Source organism: Rhizobium sp. L1K21 (assembly GCF_024055895.1).
Lineage (GTDB): Bacteria > Pseudomonadota > Alphaproteobacteria > Rhizobiales > Rhizobiaceae > Ensifer_A.
Genome location: NZ_JAMXLE010000001.1, coordinates 300,588 through 325,726, shown reverse-complemented (window position 1 = coordinate 325,726; position 25,139 = coordinate 300,588). Strand labels below are relative to the sequence as shown.

The window sequence follows — 25,139 nt, the reverse complement described above, 5'->3', positions numbered from 1 at the left end:
TTTATCCTGCAAACCCGATTCTCAGCACCGCGAAAAGACAGAGCGCGCCGATGAGTACTGTGAAGAAGGTATTGCCCATCAGACACAGAAACTTCAGGCCGTCATGATGAACATAGTCGTTGATGATTTCCTGCATGCCGATACGGCCGTGCACCAGCCCCGCAATCACCATGAGGCCGACAAGAACCGCAATGACCGGGTTGGAGAGCGACCCGACCAGCTCTTCATAGGAAGAACCGACATGGCTCAGGAGGAAGATGATAAAGAACAGGAAGAGAGGCACGAGGGCCACAGCCGTCATCCGCTGCACCCAGAAATGGTGGGTACCGTCTTTTGCGGAACCGAGGCCCCGAACCTTGCCGAGAGGTGTACGCATATCCATAGCCAAGCCTCCTAAAGCGCGAACGCGATGAGCCAGATGACAATGGTCAGGCCGACGGAAACAACCGGCAGGGCCTTGGCCATCTTGGTGGTGAACTCTTTTTCAAGCCCGCGGCCCATATCCCACATGAAATGGCGCATGCCGCCCAGAAGGTGGTGCACCAAAGCCCAGGTGTATCCAAACAGGATCAGAAGACCGAACCAGGATCCGTAAATGGCGTTGACCATATTGAAATAGTCTTCGCCGCTGGCGGCAGCGACAAGCCACCAGGCAACCAGCAGAGTGCCGACATAGAGCGCGCCGCCGGTAATACGGTGCATGATCGACATTATCATGGTCGGGATCGGCTTGTAGATTTGAAGGTGCGGCGACAAAGGCCGGTTGTTTGTCACATTCGCCATAAGACCCTCTTCGGCGTTAAGTTTCGCTGGGGGCGTAAAAAGGCATTCACTCCCCCTTGTGCAATGCGATATGCCCCCGTGTTTATTCGCCAGAAATAGAGTCTGCAAGTATAACAAAGGCCAAATTTCGTATTTTATCGATTTAGGTGACGCAGGCAGACCACTGAAATTTACCAAGAATTGCAATTTCGCCGGTTTTTTGCCTGGCCGGCCGCGCCCTCCCTTTCGCTGCCCATGAAAAGCATGCTTAGATGTTAACAAATCGTTAACAACCAGACGGGAGGCCATGATGGCCCTTCGAAAATTCGCTCTTGTTTTGTCCGCAACGGTCGCAGCCACAGCCTTTGCCGGCACGCTCTCGGCAGAGCCGGCAGGCTCATACCACTTCGGCGGCTGGCATCTGCGCGGCGGCAATTATTACTCCGCCAATCAGCTCGTGCGGTATTTTCACCACAACGGCACCTATGTCTTTTCCTCCGGATTTTCCCTGCCCGATCCCTTTGTGATCACGGCACCGGCACCGCGGGCGAAAATCATCGATGTGAAGACGCAAGCCGACCCCTGCTCCTATGAGCACGGCGTCTGCGTCATCCGCGGCATCGATTATTAAGCGCGGCACTCAAGGCGCCACCGCTTGGGAATGAAGCCGGCCCGCGCGCCGAACGCTCCATGTCATCGCAGCGTTCGGCATGTGTTCGCCCACACGCATTTGAAATAAGCGTCATCCAAACCTTATATGAGGCGCATGACGGATTCGCGTTCGGGCGAGGCTGGAAACAGACATATAAATATATATAATAAAACATATGTTATCCGGTTTCGTCGGCGAACCGCAAACGTTTTGAAACAGGAAAGGAAACCCAATGGCATTGCGCATCAACGACACTGTCCCCAATCTCACCGTGGAAACCGACCAGGGCAGCATTTCGCTGCATGACTGGATTGGCGACAGCTGGGCGATCGTCTTCTCGCACCCCAAGGATTTTACCCCCGTTTGCACCACCGAATTCGGTGCGGTGGCCACCCTTGCCGATGAGTGGGCAAAGCGCGGCACCAAGGTTCTCGGCGTCTCCGTCGATGGTGTTGAAGAGCATGTGAAGTGGAAGGAAGACATTGAAACGGTCGCCGGCGCCAAGGCAGGCTTCCCCATTGTCGCCGACAAGGATCTGGAACTTTCCAAGGCATTCGGCATGCTGCCGGCAGAAGCCTATCTTCCCGATGGCCGCACGCCAGCCCACACCGCAACTGTGCGCTCCGTCTACATCATTGCACCCAACAAGAAGGTGCAACTGATCATGACCTACCCGATGTCGGTCGGCCGCAACTTCGCCGAGGTGCTGCGCGCCCTCGACGGCCTGCAGCGCACCTACGAACAGCCGCTGGCAACCCCGGCCAACTGGGAAGTCGGCCAGGATGTCATCGTCGCCCTCTCGCTGGATGACGCAGCCGCCGAAGCCAAATACGGCGCCATCGACAAGAAACTGCCCTATCTCCGCTTCGCCAAGAACCCGGCTTAACGATTTCATGCGCCGCTTTCATAATTCGGAAGCGGCGCACGCACTTTTGGGATCGGCTGTCACGCCGGCTTCATCATTGCAGTAGAAAGAACCGCTATCTTTTGAGATGGCTGATTTTCTGATGACCGACACGACATTGGGCTTCTACGATGCAAACGCCGAAGAATATGCGGCCCACTGGAACACGCCCAACCCGCGTTTGTTCTCTTTTCTAGATCGTTGCAGACCAGGCGGCAAAATCCTGGAATTGGGCACCGGGAGCGGCGTCGATGCTGGCGTCATCATAGAACGCGGCTTTAATCTGGATGCCACCGATGGTTCACCCGAGCTCGCCGCAATTGCCTCAGGCCGCATTGGCCAACGGGTCAAAACAATGCGTTTCGAGGAGCTGAACGCAATAGAAACTTACCACGGCGTCTACGCCTGCGCTTCCCTCACCCACGTGAGGCGATCAGACCTTCGTATCGTGATTGAAAAAATTCACCGTGCAATGCGTGAAAATGCGATTGCCTGGGCTAGCTTCAAAGCGGGAGACAACGAAGGTCCCGACGCACTTGGCCGCTATTACAACTATCTCTCGCAAGATGCGTTGATGGCTGCATGGCGCGAGGCCGCACCGTGGCAGTCAATTGAAATGGAAGCATGGCTGGGCGGCACCTACGACCAAACCACAACAGAATGGCTGGCTGTAACGGCTGTGAAGTGACACCCGTGACGTTACGCCCAACCCTCAGCGTGGTAGAAACCATGATGGGCGGGCTCGCTCTTCAAGCATCCTATCGCCACCCCGATATATCCAGCCAAGGGTGCCGGAAGCGCATTCTTGGGGAAAAAAGCAAGCCCATCGCACTTGTCAGGCTCCAGAATACGTGGCGATCCCTGAAACTGCGACGTTGTGAAAAACAAATCGATGATTGTGCGATCCGTTTGACGATGCATGGCACAGACAAATCGCCAGTTTTCGGGTGCAACGATCAACGACGTTTCTTCTTGAAGCTCTCGTGATGCGGCGGTCACCGCATCTTCGCCATCCATAACGTGGCCGGACGGCAGACACCACTGCCCGTCGAGATAACCGGTATTGAAGCGGCGCTGCATCAAGATTTCATCGCCAGCCTCAATCAGGCAGTAGGCGGCCAGGTACGGACGTTGTCTGGAATCAATCATATGTCCAGCATGAATATGATTCGTGAACCTCCGATGACACATTTAAGGCGATCAAATTCACCCTTATCGTCGGAAATCCTTTCAGACAAACCGCCAAACAGTCGTCTTCTTCACTTCGCTGTCTTCCAGCGCCCGCGTCACCGGCACCTCATAGGTCGCCAAAACCTCCATCCGGTCTCTCGGGCAATAGGCCCGTCCTGGATCACCCACCAGTACGGTTTTCCCCTCAGCCGACAAGCGTTCAAACCAGGGAACCAGTGCCAGTGCGAATGACTGATCGTAAAATACATCGCCCGCCAGAATGACGCTTTCGCTCCGCTTAGAACCAACAACATCCTCACGCGTGAAAACAACGCGCACATCGTTCAGCGCCGCATTGAGCGCAATCGCTGATCCCGTCCACGGATCGATATCCGCCGCCAGCACGCTTCTTGCACCCGCTTTCATCGCTGCAATGGCCACCAGCCCGGAGCCGGACGCAAAATCGAGAACATGCTTGCCCGCCACCACTTCGCGGTGATCGAGAATATAACGCGCCAACCCCTGCCCGCCCGCCCAGGCAAACGCCCAGAACGGCGGTGGCAGGCCAATTTCCTGAAGCTCTTCCTCGGTCTTCTGCCAAAGGTCATGCGCCTCGTCAGCCATATAAAGGCTGATCTCCGGCACATGCGGCGGCTGCATGATGGCCGTATTGTCGAGGATGAACTGGCGCGGTTCGGTTTTCATAAGACTGCGGGCTTTAGGAATGGATCTCGGCACCACCTCTCCCCTTGTGGGAGAGGATAGCCTGCCCCAAGAGGCAAAGCCGATTGGCCAGGCAGGCTTGGTGAGGGGTAATATCCTATCCCCAAGACCTGCGCCATACCCCTCACCAAGCGCGTCCAGGTTTTCGGCAGAGCCTCAAACGGACTTGCTATCCTCTCCCGCAAGGGGCGAGGTGGCATCATCACCGAGGCGGATTGTCCAGCCCGCCCATGCGGCAGACTTCCAGATATTCGTCTTCCGTGACCGGCTGCACCGAAAGCCGCATGGAGGTCACCAGCGACATCTCGGCAAGCTTCGGATTGGCCTTCACATCCTTCAGGCTCACCGGCTTCGGCACGTCACAAACGGCACGGATATCCACGCATTCCCAGCGCGCATCATCCGTGGTGCTGTCGGGATGGGCCAGTGCACAGACCTCGCAGATGCCGACAACCTCCAGCCCCTCGTTCGAGTGGTAGAAAAAGCCCTTGTCGCCAATCTGCATGGCCCGCATGTTGTTGCGTGCCTGATAGTTGCGCACACCGTCCCATTCCTCGCCCTTTTCGCCCTTGGCCTTGAGCATCTCCCAGGAAAATTTGAACGGCTCGGATTTGAAAAGCCAGTAAGCCATATGCGCCCTCTTTATGCGTCGGGATTGTTGAAGACCCAGTTGAACGGGCGAATTTCAACGCTTTCGAAAAGCCCGGCCTTGGCATAGGGGTCTTGGGCCGCCAGTGCTTCAGCCGCCGCCTGGCTGTCGGCGACGAAAATCACCAGACTGCCCATCGGCTTGCCGTCGGCATCGAGAGACGGACCCGCCATTTTCATCTGGCCCTTCGCATTCAGGTCGTTCAGCCAGTCCACATGGGCCGGGCGATTGTCCATGCGCACCTGAAGATGGTCTTTCTTGTCGGTACCCCAAAATGCAAACAGCATGTCCTTCTCCTACTCCTGCTTGATCGGCCGCGACATCAGTGCCGCCAGCGCATCCTTGATTTCCACCTTGCCCTCGATAATCGCGGCCACGGCTTCGGTAATCGGCATTTCAATGCCGAGCCTTGCCGCAAGCTTGGCCGAAACGGCAGCAGTATAGGCACCTTCCACCAGATCGCCGGAACCCGCCACGTCATTCTCGCCGCTGCCAAGCGCGATGCCGAAACGCAGGTTGCGCGATTGATGGCTCGTCGCCGTCAAAACAAGATCGCCAAGCCCCGAAAGCCCGACAACCGTTTCCCCGGAACCGCCCAGCGTGGCGACAAAGCGCGACATCTCCGCAAGTCCGCGCGCAATCAGCGCCGCCCGTGCCGAATCCCCAAGACCGGCACCCTCCACAATACCGCAGGCAATCGCCAGCACGTTTTTCAACGCGCCGCCAAGCTGCACGCCAATTCTGTCCGTGGATGGATAAAGCCGGAAGCTCGCGCCCGAAAGGCTTTCGGCCAGCGCTTTTGCAAGTGCTGCCTTGGCCGCTGCAATCACCATCGCCGTCGGCAATCCTGCGGCAATGTCGGCGGCAAAACCGGGACCGGAAAGCACAGCGACATTCAGGCCGGAAAGCTCTTCCTCGAGCGCAGAGGTCAACATTTTGCCCGTCGCCTGCTCAATGCCCTTGGCGCAGATCACAACGGTCGCCCCCGGCTTGATCTCCGGCGCATAACGGCGCGCTGCATCACGCTGGGATTGTGACGGCATCGCAAAAAGCACCACATCGGCATCGCTCAGGCAGGCTGCATCGGTGGTAAACTGCAACTGATCGGGCAGGCGAATGCCAGGCAGCGCTGCTTTATGCTCGTGCGTTTCAATCAGCTCTTCAGCAAGCAGCGCGGTGCGCGCCATCAGCGTCACCTGCACCTTGCCGGTTTGGGCAATCACCGCAGCCAGCGCCGTTCCAAAAGCGCCCGAACCGACGACAACAACCTTTTTTATCTCACTCATGCCTTGGCTCCTCGTTTGCCATGCCCGATCAGCGCTTGCGCATTACTATCCAATGGCCAGCGTGAACGCGGGCTCGCATCCAACCCATCCGGCTGAAATCCCACCGCCATACGTTCCAACCCGGCCCAGGCAATCATCACCGCATTGTCTGTGCACAGCCGGTGCGGCGGCGCAATGAACGCAAAACCATTTGCCTCGCAAAGCGTGGTCAGCATCGATCGCAGCGCCGTATTCGCGGCAACCCCACCGGCCACCACAAGCGCCGGGTTTTCCACATCGCCGAACCGGTCTCTGAAGCGCTGAAGCCCGCGCCCGATCCGCTCATAGAGCGTGCGCGCGACAGCCTTTTGAAACGAGGCACAGATATCAGACACATCCTGATCGCTCACCGGCTCGATGGATTGTGCCGCCTGCCGTACTGCAGTTTTCAGCCCGGAAAAGGAAAAATCAAGCCGCGCTTCGCCAACCAGCGGGCGTGGAAAGGAAAAACGGTCCGCATCTCCGCTGGCTGCGGCCTTTTCCACTGCCGGACCACCCGGATATGGTAGACCCAAAAGCTTGGCCGTCTTGTCAAAGGCCTCACCCAGCGCATCGTCAATCGTGGTGCCCCAGCGCTCATAATCGTCAATGCCCTTGACCAGAACAAGCTGCGTATGCCCGCCGGACACCAACAGCATAAGATAAGGAAAATCAACGCCATCGGTCAGCCGCGCCGTCAGCGCATGGCCTTCCAGATGGTTGATCGCATAAAGCGGCTTTCCGCAAGCGCGCGCAATCGCCTTGCCCGTCATCAGGCCCACAATCAGCCCGCCGATCAGCCCCGGCCCGCTCGTTGCCGCAATGGCATCCACCTCGGAAAGCGTTTTGCCGGAGCGCAACAGCGCCTCTTCAATCAACGAATCAAGCGCCTCCACATGCGCGCGTGCGGCAATTTCCGGCACCACACCGCCATAGGCCGAATGTTCATCCAGCTGGCTCAGCACCACATCGGCTTCAATTTTTCCAGAACCATCGGCATGGCGCGTCACCACCGCAGCGGCGGTTTCGTCGCAGCTTGTTTCAATGCCGAGAATTGTCAGGTTTGAGACCATGCGCTTGTTTGACTGATTGCGATCCGGGACAAACCCGTTTACGAAACCTCCGGTAACAACGGATGAATGCGGATGCAAACAAAACCTTTCAAAATCGGCACACGCGGCAGCCCGCTTGCGCTGGCACAGGCCCATGAAACCCGCGACCGCCTGATGGCTGTCCATGGACTGCCGGAAGAGATGTTTGAAATCGTGATCCTCTCCACGCAGGGCGACCGCGTGCAGGATCGCGCACTCTCCGAAATCGGCGGCAAGGGCCTCTTCACCTACGAGTTGGAAGAGCAGCTCTCCGATGGACGGCTCGATTTTGCCGTCCACTCCTCAAAGGATATGCCGACTGTTCTGCCTGAAGGCCTTTACCTCTCGGCCTTCCTGCCGCGTGAAGATGTGCGCGACGCCTTTATCGGCAAGGCAGCCCCAAAACTCATGGAGATGCCGGAAGGCGCAATGGTCGGCTCTGCTTCGCTGCGCCGTCAGGCGCTCATCCGCAAGCTTCGCCCGGACCTGAATGTCAAAATCTTCCGCGGCGCGGTGGCCACCCGCCTGCGCAAGCTGGAAGAGGGCGAAGCCGACGCGACATTGCTCGCCTATGCCGGCCTTCGCCGTCTCGGCATGACCGATGTGCCGACCGAAATTCTGGACCCGGAACTGTTTCCGCCGGCCCCCGCACAGGGCGCAATCTGCATCGAAAGCCGCGTAGGCGATCCCCGTACCGATGATCTGCTCAAAGCCATCAACGACCAGCCGACCTATGACGCAGTGACCTGCGAACGCGGCTTTCTCGGCACGCTTGATGGCTCCTGCCGCACACCCATTGCCGGTCACGCAAAAATAGACGGTGGCCACATCCGCTTTTCCGGAATGATCCTCACCCCGGACGGAAAAGAGTTCCACGAAGTCGAAATCGAAGGCAAGGCAGCTGACGCCGAAAAGCTTGGCCGCATGGCGGGCGAAAAAGTCCGCGACAAGGCCGGCCCGACATTCTTCGAGGGCTGGGGCTGAGTGGACCAGATGCGCGTGCTGGTGACAAGGCCCGAAGACGCCGCCCGGCGCACCGCCAACCGGCTGAAAGACTTGGGCCACCAACCGGTCCTGATGCCACTCTTCCAAGCTGAATATCTGTCCGTCGATATGAAATCCGACAATGGCGATTGCGCACTGGTCTTCACCTCGGCCCATGCCGTCGCTGCAGTCGAACAAAGCGGCCTCACCTCCGAGGTTCAAAACGTGACTGTCTTCACCGTCGGCAAGAAAACAGCCGCCGCCGCCCGCAAGGCCGGTTTTGCAAATGTGCAATCGGCCAATGGTGGCGGCGCGGAACTCGCCGATCTCATCCACAACACGGCACCGGATAGACCACTCATCTATTATGCGGGCGAACCACGCAGCCCGGCGCTGGAAAATCAGCTCATCACCTATGGCATTCGCTTCAGCACGATCGTCTGCTATCGCATGATGCCAGTTGCCTACACCGCGACAGAATTCGAAAACCGTTTGAGCCCCGCCCCCGAGGCGATCCTGCTTTATTCGCAGGAAACAGCCAGACGCTTCTTCGACCTTGCAGCCGCCCACAATGTCGCGTTGTCGCCCAGCACACGCTTTCTCTGTCTCAGCCCCAATATCGCCGCAACTGTGCCCTTTGAACTTAAAGCACGCACATTTGCCGCAATTGAGCCGAGCGAGGATAAGCTTTTTTCTCTATTATGAACCGCCACGCAGCAAAATCGCGCAAAGGGCTTTTCCTTCTGCAAAAGGGTGATTACCTTTGCAATGCAATAAATGAAAAGAGGTTGTAATGCCGTCTGACAAAACACCACGCCACTCGAAATCAAAAGATGAGCCGGTGACCATCGAACTGACGGCAAGCGAGGTCGACGATAAGGAAAACGCGGCCTCCGAAACGACGCCGGAAACAGCCGCCGCCGCCAACACCGGGACCGACACCGAGTCCTCCGTCGATACGTCCGCAGCAGCCGACATGACAGACGACGCAACAAATACAGCCGAAACGGAAAAACCCGAGGCGCCTGAAAAGAAGCCCGAACCTGCCGCTGCGGCTGCACAAACGCCCCCGCCCGCGAGAAGCGGTTCATTGTCCGGCGCACTCGCCGCCGGCATTTTCGGTGGCCTTGTGGTTCTGGCCGGCGCAGGCGCTGCCCAATACGCCGGTTACATTCCCAATTTCGGCCCGCAGCAAACCATCACCGATTACGGCCCCGCCGTTTCCACGCTCACCGAACGCGTGGAGGCATTGGAAAACAAGGAAGTCCCCCAGGTCGACCTCTCACCGCTGCAGGATCGCATTCAGACGCTGGAAACGCAGATGAAGGACTTGCCGCTCGCAGACCTCACCGATGTGAAGGCCATGCAGGGCGCGCTGAACGAGGCAACGGACAAGGTCGCCAAGGCCGAAGACGAAATCGCCTCGCTCGCCAATCGTCTCGTCAAGCTGGAAGAGAAAGTCGGCGAACCGCGTGACGATGTCGAAGTCGCCCGCGCCATTGCCTCTGCCGGGCTGAAAGCCGCCATTGATCGCGGCGGTCCCTTCGAAACCGAACTGGCGACGCTGAAAACCGTCGCACCGGACGATCCTGCCGTTGCCGAGCTCCAGCCCTTTGCCGCCTCCGGCATCCCCACCCGTGCGACCCTGATCAAGGCGTTTCCTGACGTTGCCGACAGGATGATTGCCGCCACGCAGCCCGCTGATCAATCCCAAAGCCTCACCGACAGGCTCATGAGCAGCGCGCTTTCCGTCATCAAGGTCCGCCCCGTCGGCGACGTGCAAGGCGACAGCACCGAGGCCATCGTCGCCCGCATCGAGGAAAAGCTGCAAAACGGCGACCTGCAGGCCGCCGCAACCGAATGGAACAATCTGCCCGACGCTGCCAAGGCCGCCGGCGAAGACTTCAAGAATTCGCTCGACGCCCGCATCAAGGTGGAACAACTCGTCTCATCCACGCTTTCCAATGCAGTGACCGGTACGAAGAATTAAGGCCAGGCTAAATCGATGATCAGACTTCTCATATACATTATTATCGTCCTGGCGCTGGCTTTCGGTTTTGCATGGCTTGCCGATCGACCGGGTGAATTATCCATCGTCTGGCAGGGCCAGCTCATTGAAATGAGCACGATGGTGGCCGCCGCTCTTCTCGTCTCCATCTTTGCGGTGATCATGATCCTGTGGTGGTTTGTGCGCACGCTTTGGACCTCGCCGCAGTCGCTGCGCCGCCACTTCCGCGCCCGCAAGCGCGACCGCGGCTATCAGGCCCTGTCCACCGGCCTCATTGCCGCCGGTGCCGGCGACGCTGCCGCCGCCCGCAAGATGAATGCCCGCGCCAAGGGCCTGTTGAGCGCCGATCAGGAGCCCCTGATCCACCTTCTCGAAGCCCAGGCCTGTATCATCGAAGGCCGCAACGACGAGGCGCGGCGCAAATTCGAGCAGATGGTCGAAGACCCCGAAACCCGCGAACTCGGCCTGCGCGGCCTCTATCTCGAAGCCAAGCGTCTCGGTGCCGACGAAGCCGCCGTTCAATATGCCGAAAGGGCTGCGGAAAAATCCCCGCATCTTGCCTGGGCCGCCGATGCCACGGTGGAATACAAGACCCGTACCGGCCAGTTCGACGATGCGCTGACGCTTCTCTATCAACAGCGCTCTGCCGGTGCGATCGACAGGAAGGCCGCCGAGCGCAAGAAACTCGTGCTGCTGACCGCGCGCGCAACATCTCACCTGGATTCCGATCCCAAGGCTGCGCGCACAGACGCCATGTCGGCGCTGCGTATCGATCCGGTTTTCATTCCCGCAGGTCTCATTGCCGCCAAGGCGCTGTTCCGCGAGGATAATCTGCGCAAGGGCCTCGCCGTTCTTGAACAGGTCTGGAAAGATACGCCCCACCCGGAAGTCGCCGCCGCCTATGTGCGCGGCAAACCGGGCGCAAGTGCAGCCGAGCGCCTGAAGCGCGCCGAGCGGCTCGAACATCTCCAGCCCGAAGCCCACGAAGCGCTGGCCGCCGTTGCTGCCGCAGCCTTCGACGCGCGCGATTTCAACCTCGCCCGCCAGAAAGCCGAAGCTGCCGCCCGCATTGATGCGCGCGAAAGCATCTTCCTGCTGATGGCGGATATTGAGGAAGAAGAGACCGGCGATCAGGCCCGCGTGCGCCACTGGCTCTCGCAGGCCCGCCGCGCGCCGAAAGACCCGGCCTGGGTCGCCGATGGCCAGGTGTCGCAAATCTGGCTCCCCTTCTCGCCCATCACCGGCCGGCTCGACGCCTTCGAGTGGAAAAAGCTGGAAGCCGCCCATGGCGGCCTGATTAGCCACGAGCCCGTCGATGCCGAAGAGGCCTTCGCCTCCCTGCCGCCGATCACCCACAACACGGTGGAGGAGGAACTCACTATTCGTGAGCCCGAGCCAAAGGCCGAACCTGAAACGGTGATCGAGCAGGACAGTCCGGTCGCGGACCAGCCACCGGTGATCGACAAGATCTTCGAACCGGACGTTGACCCTGAACCAAAAAAGAAAAAGAACGAGCCCGTACCCTTCCATGGCAGCCAGCCGGATGATCCCGGTGTCAAGACCGCCGCCTCCGACGCCGAGCCGAAAACCCGGCTCAAGCTCTTCTGAGATTGCCGATGCTCGACAAGATCGTAACATTCCTGCAAAGCCTCGGCGTTGAAAACGAAAAGCAACCGAAGCTGACGAGTGACGATATTCGTGTTGCCACCATCGGCCTCTGTTTTCAGATCATGGCAGCGGACGGAGAGGTATCGGAGAGCGAGCGTGCCAAGCTGGTGGAGATCATGCGCCACCATTATGGCCTCGATGGCGCCGAGTTGAAGGCCTTCCTGACAGCCGGTGAGAGCGCTGAACATGATGCGGTCGATTATTTCCGCTTCACCTCTGTTCTGAACCGCAAGCTGGATTTCGAGCAGAAACACGTCCTCATCGGTATCCTGTGGGATATCGCGCTCGCCGACGGCATCCGCCATGAGGTGGAGGAACATGTCATCTGGCGCATTTCAGAATTGCTGGGCGTCGAAACCCGCGAACGCGTTCTCGCCCGTCAGGAAGCTGAACAGCGCCGGACCGACGACGGAGAGGAAACGCCGGGCTCCAACTGATCTGGATAAGACAACCATGCACCACGATCCCGTTATAGCGCGCCGTTCGCTCCTCTGCCTGCCCGCCTCCAACACCAAAGCCATCGCCAAACTCGCAACGCTTGGATGCGATGCGGTGATCTTCGATCTGGAGGATGCGGTCGCCCCCGATGCCAGGCCACAGGCACGTGAAAACCTGAAACAGCACTTCGCCGCAGTCCCAACAGACCCGCGCGAACGCATGATCCGCATCAATGCGCTGGACACGACCGATGGCAGCGCCGACCTCCAAACTGCGCTGGAAATCGCGCCCGACGTTATCCTGCTGCCCAAGGCGGAGGAGCCCGAGCATATCCAGACCCTTGTCGACCGGCTCGACGAAACCGGCAATACAAAGACAACCCTTTGGGCCATGATCGAAACTCCCAAGGGCGTGCTCAATGCCGCTGCCATTGCCCGCGCCGGACACACGCCAAACGGCCGGCTGCGGGGTTTCATTGTCGGGCTGAATGATCTCCGCAAGGCAACCAAAGTCCCCTATCAGCAAGACCGCAGCGTTCTCCATCCCTGGCTCATGCAGATCGTGCTGGCCGCGCGCGCCTATGGCCTCGGCGTCATTGATGCCGTTTCCAACAATTTCCGCGACGTGGAGCACTTCGCCGCAGAATGCGCCGAAGGCCGTTCCATGGGCTTTGATGGCAAGATGCTCATCCACCCGGCTCAGATTGCGCCCGCCAATGCGGCCTTCGCCCCGACCGAGGCAGAAGTCGAAGAAGCACGCGCCATCGTCGCAGCCTTTTCAACGCCCGAGGCCGCAGGCCAGGGCGCGATCAATATCGACGGACGCATGGTCGAGCGGCTGCATCTTGACGATGCGGAAAAGCTGCTCGCCTATGTCGACGCTATTCAACAGAGGAATTCACAATGAAACTCTACCGATTTCTCACCGGCCCCGATGATGCAAGCTTTTGCCACAAGGTCACTGCGGCCCTGAACAAGGGCTGGCAGCTCGAGGGCTCGCCCACTTACGCTTTCAATGCCGCCACCGGCCAGATGCAATGCGGCCAGGCCGTCACAAAAAAGGTGAAGGGCAAGGAATATCATCCGGATATCAAACTGTCCGAGCAATAAGAACGAGAAGGAGACGACACCGATGGAACTGCGCAAACTCGGAACCCACGGACCAGAGGTTGGTGCATTGGCGCTCGGCTGCATGAGCTTTGCCGGATTTTACGGCAAGACCGACAAGCAGGAAAGCTTCAACACGCTGAAGAAAGCGCTCGACCTCGGTGTCACCCATCTCGACACCGCCATCATCTATGGCGGCGGCCTGTCCGAAACGCTGATCGGCGAATTCATGAAGGAAAATCCCAACGAATTCGTCGTCGCCTCCAAATGCGGCATCATCACCAAACCGACCCGCCATTTCAGCAATAAGCGCGACTATATCCGCGAGGCTGTCGAAGGCTCGCTTCAGCGCCTCCAGACAGATCACATCCCGCTTTATTATCTGCACCGCCGCGATGACGAGGTGCCGATTGAAGACGCCATCGGCTCCATGGCCGAACTCGTCAAGGAAGGGAAAATCGGTGGGATCGGCCTGTCTGAAATCGCACCCACCACGCTGGAACGCGCCGCCACGGTTCATCATATCGCCGCCGTCCAGAACGAATATTCGCTCTGGACCCGCCTGCCGGAACTGGGCCTCATCCAGGCCTGCAAACGTCTCGGCACCGCATTCATTGCCTTTTCTCCGGTAGGCCGCGGAATTTTCGCCGACACCGCGCCCGATTTCGATCTCTTCCCGGAGACCGATTTCCGCCGCTCATGCCCGCGCTTCATCAACGGAAACTACGAACGCAACAACGCAATCATCGACCGTTTCCGCGACTATGCCCGCTCCAATGGCTGGAACACCGCAGCTCTGGCCACCGCATGGACAATGGCCCAGGGCGACCACATCATCCCCATCCCCGGCACCCGCTCCCCCGGCCACCTGGAAGAACTCGCCCAATCGCTGGATATCAAACTCGGCCCCAAGGAACTGGCCGAAATCGAAGACATCCTCCCCATCGGCTTCGCCCACGGCAACCGCTACAGCATGGCCCAAATCCCCGGCACCGAACTTTATTGCTGAACGAAACCCGCTCCCGCGCGAAATACCCGCTCCAGCCTCACCCTGAGGTGCCGGAGCAAAGCGGAGGCCTCGAAGGACGAGGCTGGCCCCCCTATCGTACAAATAACCCGCCCCCGCCCTTCGAGACGGCCTTCGGCCTCCTCAGGGTGAGGGCTCACCATTGAGGCTGCCGCAAGCACGACCCGGCTTTCCCCCCTTGGGGAGAAATGTCATGCGCAGCGTGACAATGAGGGGTTCCCTCAATCACTGTTGAGAACCTCTCCATCCGACCCACGTTTTCTTGCGCTTGCTGGAGGCATGACGCGGGTGGCCACCCTCTCCACAAGGAGAGAAGACCGAGGGACGGCACCAATTTCCCCCAGCCTCATCCTGAGGTGGGAGCGTAGCGACACTCGAAGGATCAGGCTGGCCCCATGCCAACTTAACCCGCCCTCGCCCTTCGAGACGGCCTTCGGCCTCCTCAGGGTGAGGGCTGGTCATCATGCGCCCCCGCCAAAACGGGGATAAACGCAGCCCTCAGACAAGCAAAATCAATCGCATAACTATTTTTTCATCCCCGCCCTCTCAAACCCCATCCATAATACCCCCATCCCGCACGGATACACCACAGGGCGCTGTGGCGAGCGGGGTCGGTTCCGGGTTCGGGGGCAGACGCAGGCCTCGGATATGGGCTCTTGCCGAAGAGGCCATTGGACATTCAAACGGGAATGTTCGCACCGGGGTTTTGCAAGAAGCGGTGACCCGGCGGAGACAAGGGTAAGGCAGCCCCCTCCGACGTGCAGGCCTGGCCTGCATAAGCTAAGACACGGTTTGTGCCCCTCCTTTTAAAAGGAGGCCTCGCGAATGGGAGAACCGGGCGTTGATCACCAAGTTTGCAATTCAAAAACGACTGAAGGCGGGGCGCTTTGTGCGCATCATAACTAAACTACAATGTGGCGCACAAAACGCCCCATCCGCCTTCCCAGTCAGGAGGGCACCCATCCGGGACGCCTTTTACGGCAACGCCGAGAAAGATCAGCGAGTCCCGGCAGAGAATGATGCGAGACCCGGAAGCGATCCGCTTGCCGGGGAAAAGGTGCAGGAGAATGAGAACACGATGCAAAACCGCATCGCGTTTACCCAAAGCCCTCACAAAACACCGCCCCCTCTTTCGCAAACGCAAAAAACAGGCTATGAGCCCGCCAAACACAACTGGCGCACCCTCCCGAAATGCATGACCGCGCCTCAGCCTCAGAGACAGACAAATGAAACTTCGCAATATTGCGATCATCGCGCACGTTGACCATGGCAAGACCACGCTGGTGGACGAGCTCCTCAAGCAGTCGGGCACGTTCCGCGAAAACCAGCGCGTCATGGAACGCGTGATGGATTCGAACGACATCGAAAAAGAGCGCGGCATCACCATTCTCGCCAAGGCGACCTCGATCGAGTGGAAAGACACCCGCATCAACATCGTCGACACCCCCGGCCACGCCGATTTCGGCGGCGAGGTTGAGCGTATCCTCTCCATGGTGGACGGCGCCATCGTTCTTGTTGACGCTGCTGAAGGCCCGATGCCGCAGACCAAGTTCGTGGTCGGCAAGGCACTCAAGGTCGGTCTTCGCCCCATCGTTGCGATCAACAAGATCGACCGTCCGGACGCCCGCGCCGATGAAGTCGTCAATGAAGTCTTCGACCTTTTCGCCGCGCTGGATGCCACCGACGAACAGCTCGACTTCCCGATCCTTTACGGTTCAGGCCGCGCCGGCTGGATGAACTACAATCCGGAAGGCCCCTCCGATGAAGGCCTCAAGCCGCTGCTCGACCTCGTTCTGAAGCATGTTCCCGAGCCCAAGGTTGAAGAAGGTCCGTTCAAGATGATCGGCACCATCCTGGAAGCCAACAACTTCCTCGGCCGCATCATCACCGGCCGTATCGCCGCCGGTTCGATCAAGCCCAACCAGGCTGTTAAGGTTCTCGGCCAGGACGGCAAGCTCATCGAGCAGGGCCGCATCTCCAAGATCCTCGCCTTCCGCGGCATCGAACGCACGGCCATCGATGAAGCCCATGCAGGCGACATCGTGGCGATTGCCGGTCTCTCCAAAGGCACGGTTGCCGACACGTTCTGCGACCCCGCCGTCACCGAGGCCATGACCGCGCAGCCGATCGACCCGCCGACCGTCACCATGTCCTTCATCGTCAACGATTCACCGCTTGCCGGCACCGAAGGCGACAAGGTCACCAGCCGCGTCATCCGCGACCGCCTGCTGAAGGAAGCCGAAGGCAACGTGGCGCTGAAGATCGAAGAATCCTCTGACAAGGACTCCTTCTTCGTGTCCGGCCGCGGCGAACTGCAGCTTGCCGTTCTGATTGAAAACATGCGCCGCGAGGGCTTCGAACTGGCTGTTTCCCGTCCCCGCGTTGTCATGCACAAGGATGAAAGCGGCCAGCTTCTTGAGCCTATCGAAGAAGTTGTGATCGACGTTGACGAAGAACATTCCGGCGTCGTCGTGCAGAAAATGTCCGAGCGCAAGGCCGACATGGTCGAGCTTCGCCCGTCTGGCGGCAATCGCGTTCGCCTCGTTTTCTTCGCGCCGACCCGCGGCCTGATCGGCTATCAGTCCGAACTTTTGACGGACACACGCGGCACTGCCGTGATGAACCGCCTGTTCCACGATTATCAGCCCTATAAGGGTGAAATCGCCGGTCGCGTCCAGGGCGTTCTGCTCTCCAACGAATCCGGCGAAGCCGTCGCCTATGCACTCTTCAACCTCGAAGACCGCGGCCCCATGATCATCGACGCAGGCGAGAAGGTTTATGCTGGCATGATCATCGGCATCCACACCCGCGACAACGATCTGGAAGTGAACGTTCTCAAGGGCAAGAAGCTCACCAACATCCGCGCCGCCGGCAAGGATGAGGCCGTCAAGCTCACCCCGCCGATCAAGTTCACGCTGGAGCGCGCGCTTTCGTGGATTCAGGATGACGAACTGGTGGAAGTCACGCCGAAATCCATCCGTCTGCGCAAGCTCTACCTCGACCCGCATGAGCGCAAGCGCTTCGAAAAATCGAAGACCGCAGGCGCCGCATAATCGAACTGAAAGACGAGAGCGGTTCAGCTTTTAGCTGAAGCGCTCAAGGCCACAAGCGTGGCCCGGCGCTCATGCGCCGCCCCAGTGGAGCATTGCGCAAAGCGCAATTGGCGTGAGCGAAAAAATGTAGACTGTTTCAGTCAAAAACTGAAACAGTCTAGGAATTTTGAGCAAGCCCCGGTGAAAAAAACGCCGGGGCTTTTCTTGTGTGTCTTCCCGCCACAGGCTTGCGCCGGCAGTTAAAAAAACGTTAACTCTTTTCAGATGAACCCACATTGCAACCTGTGGGCAAGGTGTGCAACCGGGCATGACGCCCTGTTTGCGCCTTACCGACCTGCTAAGAGTGCCGCGTTATGACGACGTTGACCATAGAAGTACGGCGTGCCGAGCCGAATGATGCTGCCAAAATAGCCGAGGTTCACAGGCGTTCCTGGGAGCATACCTATGCCGGGCTCATCCCGCATAAACCGCTCCTGCGCATGCTGGAACGCCGCGGCCAGAAATGGTGGGCAAATGCCGCCACGGGTCCTGCCACGCTGCTGGTTCTCGACGTTGCCGGCGAGATTGCCGGCTATGCAACAGTTGGCCTCAACCGCGCCCGCGCTCTGCCGCATGAGGGCGAAATCTACGAGCTCTACCTTCTGCCCGAATATCAGGGCGTCGGTCTCGGCGGCCGCCTCTTCCGCGAAGCAAAGGGCCTCCTCTCCTCGCTGGGCTGCGAAGGGCTGATTGCCTGGTGCCTGGAAGACAGCCAGCAGGCCGTCGAATTCTTCCGTCTTAAAGGCGGCGTGGACAGCGTCGAAGGCATGGAAGACTTCGACGACGTGAAGCTGAAAAAGCTCGGCTTTCTCTGGAATTGATCGGCGAGCCTCCGATTAAGGAGGCGCGTCCTTATTCCGATTTAAGGCTCTCAGGCAGATAGCGCATTTCCTGCCCCGCCTTTTCGCCACGCTCACCCCACCACATTGGTTCATTGTAGCCGCAAGCGAAGTCAAGCGCCTCTTCATCTGCGATCTCACGGGCGCGTTCGTTGGCATCCTTGTTTGCCAGCGCATCGACATAACCGACCACGCAGCCCAGCCCATCCTCGTCGCCCTGCGCAACGCGTGACACCACAAGAACCTGCCCGCGGAACTTCTCGTCCGAGGCACCGGTTTCAGGGTTCACGTTTTCAATGAACCAGCGCAGGATTGCCGCCACCGGCGTGCCGTCCTCATCAAGACGCCACTCCACCTTGGTATTGACGTGATTGAACGAACCGAAGGATTCAAACCCTTCGTCAATCAGCAGCGGCGACAGCTTGCCGAAAAACACCGCTTCGCGCAGATCACCCTCTTTGAAGTAGACCGGATAATCCTCGTAACCATCGCACTTCAGCTGAACGCCGTCTTCATATTCGCTCACCTTCTCGCATTGCTCGAACACAAGGTCTGTATAGACACTCGAATTGGCAAACGCCGCCCCTGCCGAAAAGAAGAACACAGCACCCAACGCTGCTAAAATGAACCTGACCATGAATACCCTCCATATGGTTGCCGCAGTTAAGCAGAAGCGGTGCATTTTTACCATCGTCAAAGAAATGCAACGGCCTTGCGGGCAAAACAATGCAAGCATGTTGCATCGCATCAAAAATCCCATTATCGAACCCCAAACGGATCGCTCAGCGAAGAGGAAGTGATATGCGTATCGATGCAATTTCCATCGGCAAGAACCCGCCGGAAGACGTCAACGTGATTGTTGAAGTGCCTGTCGGCGGCCATCCCATCAAGTATGAAATGGACAAGGATGCCGGCGCGCTCATCGTCGACCGCTTCCTCTATACGCCGATGACCTATCCGGGCAATTACGGTTTCGTGCCGCACACCCTGTCCGAAGATGGCGACCCGATCGACGTTCTGATCTGCAACACCCGTCCGCTGGTGCCAGGCTGCGTGATCAACGTGCGCCCCATTGGCGTTATGGTGATGGAAGACGATGGCGGCAAGGACGAAAAGATCATTGCTGTGCCTGCCCCCAAGCTCACCAAGCGCTACGACAAGATCAACAACTATGCCGACCTGCCGGAAATCACGCTGAAGCAGATCGAGCACTTCTTCGAGCACTACAAGGATCTGGAACCCGGCAAATGGGTGAAGATTTCCGGCTGGCAGGATGTCGATGTTGCCAAGAAGCTGATTGTGGAAGCAATCGAACGCTACAAGGCTGAAGGCTGATCAGTCGCCGAAAAGCGTCTTGAGCTTTGAAATGATATCCTCCGGGTCGCCATCGATCCGGAGGATTTTTTTGCGCGCTGTATCGCCCGAAACGATCTCGAACGACGATTTCGAAAGCTTCAATGCCTTGGAAAGAAGCGCTATGAGCGCCTTGTTGGCTTTGCCCTTTTCCGGCACGGCCGTTACCCGCGCTTTCAGATAAGCGTCGCCATCAGCCCCGGTTTCCAGACCTTCCACGCCATCACGCCCGGCATTGGGCGTGAGGCGAACGGATAAGCGGACATGGTCGTCAAAAATCTGCCAGGCCGACATGGCCGATCAGTAGCCGAGCAGCGCCGGCGCGATGGTCGTGTTTAAAAGCGACTGCAGGAAGAAGAGGATAACCAGCACAACGATCGGCGAAAGATCAAGCCCGCCAAGATCCGGCATGAAACGGCGGATCGGCCGGTACATCGGCTCGGTGAACTGAAACAGCGCCCGCCCGATCGTGTTGATGAACTGGTTGTTGGAATTGACAATGTTGAACGCATACAACCAGGAGAAAATGGCCGACGCGATGACCAGAAACCACACGATGTTGATAATGAAGTTCAGCGTTTGAATAACCGCGATCATAATAATCTCCGATTCAGAAGTTGACAGACATGTAACGATTGGCGACTAAGCGAACAAGAGTTTGACAAAGCCAATTCAGCAATATCCTTAATGGTACCGGGCTTCGCGCGTCTGCAAAGCCGACCGAAAGCAAACCTCATGCACGACAAAAGTCCCGATCACCGCTTTGCGGCCTTCCGACATCGTTCTTACAGACTGTTCTTTAGCTCCCGTTTTCTCGCATCCTTCGCCCAACAGGTCTTCACCGTCGCTGTCGGCTGGCAGATGTATGATGTGACGAACAATCCGTTTTATCTCGGCCTGATCGGTCTTTTTCAGTTTCTCCCCTCGCTTCTTCTGGTTCTGGTGACCGGCGCGGTTGCCGACCGGCACAATCGTCGTGCCATCGTTTCCATCTGCCTCGGCGTCGCCTCGCTCGGCACGCTGGCGCTGCTGATCATGACGCTGACAGACACGTTCTCGCCTTTACCGGTCTTTGCCGTGATGATTGTTTTTGGCCTTGAGCGCGCCTTCATGGCCCCGGCAACCCAATCGCTGGCACCCAACCTCGTGCCCAAGGAAGACCTTCCGAACGCGATTGCCTGGAACTCCTCCTCCTGGCAGGCGGCCACCATTCTCGGGCCCGTTGCCGGCGGTCTGCTTTATGGCCTCGGCCCCGTTGTTGCCTATTCCACGGCTCTCGCTTTTCTTCTCTTGGCCTCGGTGCTGATGGCCATCATGGAAAAGCCGCCGCAACGCATTTCCGAAAAGAAAAAACAGACCTGGGAATCCATCACCGCCGGTTTCAAATATATCCGCTCGGAAAAGATCGTTCTCGGCGCAATTTCGCTTGATCTTTTTGCCGTTCTGCTAGGCGGAGCCGTTGCGTTGATGCCGGTCTTTGCCCGCGACATACTTGTTCTGGGACCGCTCGGCCTCGGCCTGTTGCGTGCAGCACCCGGCATTGGTGCCATTGTCATGGCCATGTTGCTCGCCACCTTCCCGATCCGCCACCATGCCGGCATTCTGATGTTTATTGGCGTGGCGCTGTTTGGTGTTTCAACGGTTGTTTTCGGCATATCAGAAACAGCCTGGATATCCATTGTCGCCCTTATCGTCATGGGCGCATCCGACATGATCTCGGTTTACGTGCGCGAATCGCTGATTGCGCTGTGGACGCCGGATGAGGTGCGCGGTCGTGTGAGTGCCGTCAACATGGTGTTTATTGGCGCGTCCAACGAACTTGGCGAGTTCCGTGCCGGCACGATGGCCGCATGGATTGGAACCGTTCCCGCCGTCGTCATCGGCGGCTTTGGCACGCTTGCCGTGGCCATTATCTGGGCTTTCTCATTCCCCAAATTGCGCCGCATCGACAACTTGGACGCCCCTGAAGAACTGGAGCATTCCGCTTAACCGCGGCAAAGCGCCGCAAAAACGTATGCTCGGTCATAAAAAGGTCATCTTGGGACTTGCGAATGTGCATAAAGCAAACCACATTGCTTTTAACACAAGGAGCAAGATGATGAATGCGATCAGAACTGCAATCTTCACTGTGACCGGGCTGGCAATAGCAGCATTGGCTGCGATGTTTACAGCCTCGCTTCTGGTTGCGCTTGCCGGTATTGGCACGGTTCTTCTTGCCGCCCGCGCGATCTCGATGAAAATGCAGCCTGAGCCGGTGCGCGTGAAAGCCAATAATGGCAATATCCGCCGCGTTTGGAATGATGGCCGCGGAACCATCGTCGACATGTAAGAACGCGGAAGAGCGTGAATTGCGAGGAACCGGGCATCGCCCGGTTTTTTGTTGTCCAAAAAGCCCTTCAAATGCTGGCCCATTTGAGCTAAAGGCAAGGCAACGTCTCACCAAGACCTGAAAAGAAGGCATTGAACCCATGGAAAAGTTTGTCAAGCTGACCGGCGTCGCTGCACCCTATCCGGTGGTCAATATCGATACCGATATGATCATCCCGAAGGATTATCTGAAAACCATCAAGCGCACCGGCCTTGGCAAGGGCCTTTTCGCCGAAGCCCGTTACAATGAAGACGGCTCGGAAAACCCCGATTTCGTGCTCAACAAACCGGCCTACCGTAACGCCTCCATCCTCGTGGCCGGCGACAATTTCGGCTGCGGCTCATCGCGTGAGCACGCTCCCTGGGCGCTTCTCGATTTCGGCATCCGCTGCGTGATCTCCACGTCCTTCGCCGACATTTTCTACAACAACTGCTTCAAGAACGGCATTCTGCCGATCACCGTTTCGCCTGAGGAGCTGGAAAAGCTGCTGGACGATGCTGGTCGCGGTTCCAACGCTGTGCTGACCGTTGATCTTGAAGCACAGGAAATCACCGGGCCTGACGGCGGCAAGATTGAATTCTCCATCGACGAATTCCGCCGCCACTGCATGCTCAATGGCCTCGACGACATTGGCCTGACACTGGAAAAAGCCGCCAGCATCGACGCATTCGAAAAGTCCGACGCCGGCAAACGCCCCTGGATTTAAAATCCAACAAGCGTCGACAACAAAAAAGCGGACCGAAAGGCCCGCTTTTTGAATTTATGGGGTCTCATCCTCAAGCTTGTTCGAGCTTGAGCAGTGCACTCTCATAAGCCTTCAGCACCTTTTCCCAGCGAAACTCTTCGGCGTGACGAGCACGTGCAGCAGAGCGTGCCGCCTCGACGGCCTGATCATCTTCGAACACCTCCATCATGCGCGACGCTGCTTCTTCGGTCGAGGCGAAATAGAACTGCTTGTCGCCGGCAACCCAGCGGTTGAAGCGGTTGTCGTGGGCAATCACAGCATTGCCTGCCCCAAGCGCTTCAACCAGAGACGGATTGGTTCCGCCCACCTGATGGCCATGCAGATAGGCGCGGGCATGATAGCGAAGGCTGGAAACGATGGATTGATCGTAGATCGCGCCGGGAAAGATCACGTTCGGCCCCGCCGCCGCCTTGACCGCGCGGTGATAGGCCACATCATCAAAAAGCTTGCCGAGCACAACGCATTTTGCATCCACATTGAGCGAGGAAAAGGCCTGCACCATTTCCAGGATCGAGTTTTCCGGCTCAATACGCGCAATCGAGATCAGATATTTGCCGGGTTCCACACCCAGAGCAGCAAGAGGTTCGGACGGCGCTTCGACGATCTCGTCCGAACCGTAGGGGATCATGACGGGCGTCTTCAAGCAGCGCTTCTTAACATGCTTGGCAATTTCCGGATGGTCGGCGATCGGAACGCTGCAAAGATTGGCACCGGCAATTTCATTGAGGAAAAACCAGATCTTCGCAGGCAGGCTCCACTTGGCGCGCTTCCACTCGATGCCATCCATATTCATGGCAATCTTGCGGCCTTTGAAACGCTCGAGAATGTTGAAAACGGCGGTGTTGTAACCGAGAACCAGATCGACACCCGGACGATCAAGCACGTGCTTCACGCAGGCCAGATCAAACTCCATCGTACCCTTGGCCCCTTCACGGCGCGGGCGAAAATGTACCCGCTCGATCCCCTGCCAGGTATCAACCCAGGGCCCAGCCTCGCCGTCATCTTCCTGACAATAGACCGTGACCGTGTGACCACGCTCAACGAGCCATGGCGCAAACCGCGCCGCAAACGTCTCAAACCCACCATGAGCGGCCGGAATGCCGCGAATTCCGAGAATATTGATATGCAATATACACCTTTTGAATCGGCCTTGTCTTGGTGGCCCACTGCGAGATTCCAACGCTTTTCAGCGGATGGCAAAGTCACCACCAAGAAAACATCATTTAGGATCTTGAAGTCATTTTAAAGCGCATCTAATGCCTCTTGAACTTCGCGAAAAGGATCAATGAGATAATCTGGAAGCTCAAACTCGCCTCTTGAGGGAACCGGCTTAAGCACATTTTCTGCATAACCTAAGCAGCCCGCATCGTCCCTGAGTTCACAGAAATTCAATATCTCTCGGCAACTTTTTTGCGGCTCAGATGATAGGTCTTCATGCCGAACGTGAAAGCAGTTCGCTCCTTCTTCAGAAAGCGCCTTCAGTCCCTCCCTCATCGTAATGATCCACTCTACAGCAGCTCGCAGGCGGTGATCTTCCAGCATCCTGATGGCGTCGATATGGGGCTTTAAGTCAGGATGTTCCGGCACCAGCTGATCCACCAGCAAGAACCATTTCCTGTCGTTTTTGCCCCACCAGTCATGAACCTCTTCACCGGAAACGACACCCTTGCGGACAGACCAATCGGATATGGAAGTACAAGCATCCCATCCGTTGCGTGAGATGAATATAAACTTGGCGTCGGGATATATCGTCTTGACAAACGGCCGCCTGAAAACGATCTCCGGGTATTTGTCGACTACCCGCTTTGATCCGGTTAGCAGAGTATACTCGGTCAGTATCTTGCGTGCCCTCAGACTCATTTCATCTTTGACATCGCTTTCATCAAGCCGATACTTGGCTTCCCCATCTGTATAACTGCCGATTACATCCTCATATTTAATGAGATGGTGCCACAAGGCTTTTGGCTCATTCAGGAAACCAACATCCGGGTGGACTGACATGACCACCCCCAAAATGGTTGTGCCACTACGTCCTGCGCCGACGATAAATATCGGCTTCTCAACCCTGGGCTTCCTGATCAAAAGCTCGGCTAAACGATAGTTAAAGAAAACCAGGGGGTTAATAAATCTTCCACGCGTTGTAAGAGGACGCCCCTCAAAAAGGGCATAACTGAGAAGTCGCGCCCACAGCCTCCTAAAATGCTGCCTAGTATAAATTTTATCAACCTGAGCTACCATGCTACCTCTTCAAAACAA

Annotated in this window: 31 protein-coding genes; 18 read left to right on the top strand and 13 right to left on the bottom strand. The window is 57.8% G+C overall.

Annotated elements, in window-relative coordinates; genetic code table 11:
* Position 1 precedes the first annotated feature (1 nt).
* Both sdhD and sdhC read right to left on the bottom strand, forming a co-directional pair.
* Positions 2 to 382, bottom strand: a complete 381-nt coding sequence (gene sdhD, locus NHF56_RS01490) for a succinate dehydrogenase, hydrophobic membrane anchor protein (protein ID WP_252800914.1) — start codon at positions 380 to 382, stop codon at positions 2 to 4.
* A gap of 11 nt (positions 383 to 393) precedes the next feature.
* Positions 394 to 783 carry a succinate dehydrogenase, cytochrome b556 subunit gene (gene sdhC, locus NHF56_RS01485; protein WP_252800912.1) on the bottom strand — a complete coding sequence of 130 codons (390 nt, stop codon included), beginning with the start codon at positions 781 to 783 and terminating at the stop codon, positions 394 to 396.
* A 289-nt stretch (positions 784 to 1,072) separates the two neighbouring features.
* Here sdhC and NHF56_RS01480 point away from each other — a divergent pair, with 289 nt between their 5' ends.
* The 3 genes from NHF56_RS01480 to NHF56_RS01470 all read left to right on the top strand — a co-directional run bounded on the left by NHF56_RS01480 (position 1,073) and on the right by NHF56_RS01470 (position 3,006).
* Entirely contained in the window at positions 1,073 to 1,393 is a 321-nt protein-coding gene (locus NHF56_RS01480) for a hypothetical protein (RefSeq protein ID WP_252800910.1), read from the top strand.
* 253 nt (positions 1,394 to 1,646) lie between these two features.
* Positions 1,647 to 2,300, top strand: coding sequence for a peroxiredoxin (locus NHF56_RS01475; protein WP_252800909.1), 654 nt, complete (start codon positions 1,647 to 1,649; stop codon positions 2,298 to 2,300).
* 121 nt (positions 2,301 to 2,421) lie between these two features.
* Positions 2,422 to 3,006: a bifunctional 2-polyprenyl-6-hydroxyphenol methylase/3-demethylubiquinol 3-O-methyltransferase UbiG gene (locus tag NHF56_RS01470; protein WP_252800908.1), complete on the top strand. Its 585-nt coding sequence runs from the start codon at positions 2,422 to 2,424 to the stop codon at positions 3,004 to 3,006.
* Between the two features lie 11 nt (positions 3,007 to 3,017).
* On the opposite strand, the gene NHF56_RS01465 is transcribed toward NHF56_RS01470, so the two are convergent.
* The 6 genes from NHF56_RS01465 to tsaD all read right to left on the bottom strand — a co-directional run bounded on the left by NHF56_RS01465 (position 3,018) and on the right by tsaD (position 7,237).
* Positions 3,018 to 3,467 (bottom strand): NUDIX domain-containing protein, encoded by a 450-nt coding sequence (locus NHF56_RS01465; protein ID WP_252800907.1) that lies wholly within the window; start codon positions 3,465 to 3,467, stop codon positions 3,018 to 3,020.
* 81 nt (positions 3,468 to 3,548) lie between these two features.
* A complete protein-coding gene (locus NHF56_RS01460) occupies positions 3,549 to 4,193 on the bottom strand; it encodes a methyltransferase (RefSeq protein WP_252804794.1) in 645 nt (214 codons plus the stop codon).
* A 220-nt stretch (positions 4,194 to 4,413) separates the two neighbouring features.
* Complete coding sequence (locus NHF56_RS01455) at positions 4,414 to 4,842, bottom strand: EVE domain-containing protein (RefSeq protein WP_252800906.1); 429 nt, start codon at positions 4,840 to 4,842, stop codon at positions 4,414 to 4,416.
* Between the two features lie 11 nt (positions 4,843 to 4,853).
* Positions 4,854 to 5,147: a YciI-like protein gene (locus NHF56_RS01450; protein ID WP_252800905.1), complete on the bottom strand. Its 294-nt coding sequence runs from the start codon at positions 5,145 to 5,147 to the stop codon at positions 4,854 to 4,856.
* A gap of 9 nt (positions 5,148 to 5,156) precedes the next feature.
* Complete coding sequence (locus NHF56_RS01445) at positions 5,157 to 6,146, bottom strand: NAD(P)H-dependent glycerol-3-phosphate dehydrogenase (RefSeq protein ID WP_252800904.1); 990 nt, start codon at positions 6,144 to 6,146, stop codon at positions 5,157 to 5,159.
* The gene (tsaD, locus tag NHF56_RS01440; protein WP_252800903.1) at positions 6,143 to 7,237 is read right to left on the bottom strand and encodes a tRNA (adenosine(37)-N6)-threonylcarbamoyltransferase complex transferase subunit TsaD; all 1,095 of its coding nucleotides are present in this window, start codon (positions 7,235 to 7,237) and stop codon (positions 6,143 to 6,145) included. The genes NHF56_RS01445 and tsaD overlap by 4 nt, the downstream gene beginning before the upstream one ends.
* A gap of 72 nt (positions 7,238 to 7,309) precedes the next feature.
* On the opposite strand from tsaD, the gene hemC reads away from it, so the two are divergent.
* The 11 genes from hemC to NHF56_RS01385 all read left to right on the top strand — a co-directional run bounded on the left by hemC (position 7,310) and on the right by NHF56_RS01385 (position 18,399).
* Positions 7,310 to 8,239 carry a hydroxymethylbilane synthase gene (gene hemC, locus NHF56_RS01435; RefSeq protein WP_252800901.1) on the top strand — a complete coding sequence of 310 codons (930 nt, stop codon included), beginning with the start codon at positions 7,310 to 7,312 and terminating at the stop codon, positions 8,237 to 8,239.
* 9 nt (positions 8,240 to 8,248) lie between these two features.
* Positions 8,249 to 8,944 (top strand): uroporphyrinogen-III synthase, encoded by a 696-nt coding sequence (locus tag NHF56_RS01430; protein ID WP_252804791.1) that lies wholly within the window; start codon positions 8,249 to 8,251, stop codon positions 8,942 to 8,944.
* Positions 8,945 to 9,032: 88 nt separating this feature from the next.
* On the top strand, positions 9,033 to 10,229 hold the full coding sequence (locus tag NHF56_RS01425) for a COG4223 family protein (RefSeq protein ID WP_252800899.1): 1,197 nt from the start codon (positions 9,033 to 9,035) through the stop codon (positions 10,227 to 10,229).
* 15 nt (positions 10,230 to 10,244) lie between these two features.
* Complete coding sequence (locus NHF56_RS01420) at positions 10,245 to 11,855, top strand: heme biosynthesis protein HemY (protein ID WP_252800897.1); 1,611 nt, start codon at positions 10,245 to 10,247, stop codon at positions 11,853 to 11,855.
* 8 nt (positions 11,856 to 11,863) lie between these two features.
* Positions 11,864 to 12,352 (top strand): TerB family tellurite resistance protein, encoded by a 489-nt coding sequence (locus tag NHF56_RS01415; protein WP_252800896.1) that lies wholly within the window; start codon positions 11,864 to 11,866, stop codon positions 12,350 to 12,352.
* Positions 12,353 to 12,368: 16 nt separating this feature from the next.
* Positions 12,369 to 13,259: a CoA ester lyase gene (locus NHF56_RS01410; RefSeq protein WP_252800895.1), complete on the top strand. Its 891-nt coding sequence runs from the start codon at positions 12,369 to 12,371 to the stop codon at positions 13,257 to 13,259.
* Positions 13,256 to 13,462 carry a DUF1737 domain-containing protein gene (locus NHF56_RS01405; protein ID WP_252800894.1) on the top strand — a complete coding sequence of 69 codons (207 nt, stop codon included), beginning with the start codon at positions 13,256 to 13,258 and terminating at the stop codon, positions 13,460 to 13,462. Before NHF56_RS01410 ends, NHF56_RS01405 begins: the two co-directional genes overlap by 4 nt.
* A gap of 22 nt (positions 13,463 to 13,484) precedes the next feature.
* Complete coding sequence (locus NHF56_RS01400; protein ID WP_252800893.1) at positions 13,485 to 14,468, top strand: aldo/keto reductase; 984 nt, start codon at positions 13,485 to 13,487, stop codon at positions 14,466 to 14,468.
* A gap of 859 nt (positions 14,469 to 15,327) precedes the next feature.
* Positions 15,328 to 15,750: a hypothetical protein gene (locus NHF56_RS01395; protein ID WP_252800892.1), complete on the top strand. Its 423-nt coding sequence runs from the start codon at positions 15,328 to 15,330 to the stop codon at positions 15,748 to 15,750.
* A complete protein-coding gene (gene typA / locus NHF56_RS01390; protein WP_252800890.1) occupies positions 15,713 to 17,539 on the top strand; it encodes a translational GTPase TypA in 1,827 nt (608 codons plus the stop codon). Before NHF56_RS01395 ends, typA begins: the two co-directional genes overlap by 38 nt.
* A gap of 353 nt (positions 17,540 to 17,892) precedes the next feature.
* Entirely contained in the window at positions 17,893 to 18,399 is a 507-nt protein-coding gene (locus NHF56_RS01385; protein WP_252800887.1) for a GNAT family N-acetyltransferase, read from the top strand.
* Between the two features lie 31 nt (positions 18,400 to 18,430).
* Here the strand turns inward: NHF56_RS01385 and NHF56_RS01380 are convergent, their stop codons facing one another.
* Positions 18,431 to 19,054, bottom strand: a complete 624-nt coding sequence (locus NHF56_RS01380) for a hypothetical protein (RefSeq protein ID WP_252800885.1) — start codon at positions 19,052 to 19,054, stop codon at positions 18,431 to 18,433.
* A gap of 164 nt (positions 19,055 to 19,218) precedes the next feature.
* Between NHF56_RS01380 and ppa the strand changes: the two genes are divergently transcribed.
* Entirely contained in the window at positions 19,219 to 19,752 is a 534-nt protein-coding gene (gene ppa / locus NHF56_RS01375) for an inorganic diphosphatase (RefSeq protein WP_252800883.1), read from the top strand.
* Here ppa and NHF56_RS01370 read toward each other — a convergent pair whose 3' ends face one another.
* Together NHF56_RS01370 and NHF56_RS01365 are read right to left on the bottom strand one after the other, a co-directional pair.
* Positions 19,753 to 20,064 carry a DUF167 domain-containing protein gene (locus tag NHF56_RS01370; protein WP_252800881.1) on the bottom strand — a complete coding sequence of 104 codons (312 nt, stop codon included), beginning with the start codon at positions 20,062 to 20,064 and terminating at the stop codon, positions 19,753 to 19,755. It abuts the gene before it with no gap.
* Positions 20,065 to 20,070: 6 nt separating this feature from the next.
* Complete coding sequence (locus NHF56_RS01365) at positions 20,071 to 20,367, bottom strand: YggT family protein (protein WP_252800879.1); 297 nt, start codon at positions 20,365 to 20,367, stop codon at positions 20,071 to 20,073.
* Positions 20,368 to 20,505: 138 nt separating this feature from the next.
* Here NHF56_RS01365 and NHF56_RS01360 point away from each other — a divergent pair, with 138 nt between their 5' ends.
* The 3 genes from NHF56_RS01360 to leuD all read left to right on the top strand — a co-directional run bounded on the left by NHF56_RS01360 (position 20,506) and on the right by leuD (position 22,844).
* Complete coding sequence (locus tag NHF56_RS01360; protein WP_252800877.1) at positions 20,506 to 21,759, top strand: MFS transporter; 1,254 nt, start codon at positions 20,506 to 20,508, stop codon at positions 21,757 to 21,759.
* Positions 21,760 to 21,868: 109 nt separating this feature from the next.
* Positions 21,869 to 22,099, top strand: a complete 231-nt coding sequence (locus NHF56_RS01355) for a hypothetical protein (protein ID WP_252800876.1) — start codon at positions 21,869 to 21,871, stop codon at positions 22,097 to 22,099.
* A 139-nt stretch (positions 22,100 to 22,238) separates the two neighbouring features.
* Positions 22,239 to 22,844, top strand: coding sequence for a 3-isopropylmalate dehydratase small subunit (leuD, locus tag NHF56_RS01350; protein ID WP_252800874.1), 606 nt, complete (start codon positions 22,239 to 22,241; stop codon positions 22,842 to 22,844).
* Between the two features lie 70 nt (positions 22,845 to 22,914).
* Here leuD and NHF56_RS01345 read toward each other — a convergent pair whose 3' ends face one another.
* Both NHF56_RS01345 and NHF56_RS01340 read right to left on the bottom strand, forming a co-directional pair.
* Entirely contained in the window at positions 22,915 to 24,012 is a 1,098-nt protein-coding gene (locus tag NHF56_RS01345; protein WP_252800872.1) for a DUF1972 domain-containing protein, read from the bottom strand.
* A gap of 113 nt (positions 24,013 to 24,125) precedes the next feature.
* Complete coding sequence (locus NHF56_RS01340; protein WP_252800870.1) at positions 24,126 to 25,121, bottom strand: sulfotransferase; 996 nt, start codon at positions 25,119 to 25,121, stop codon at positions 24,126 to 24,128.
* Positions 25,122 to 25,139 lie beyond the last annotated feature (18 nt).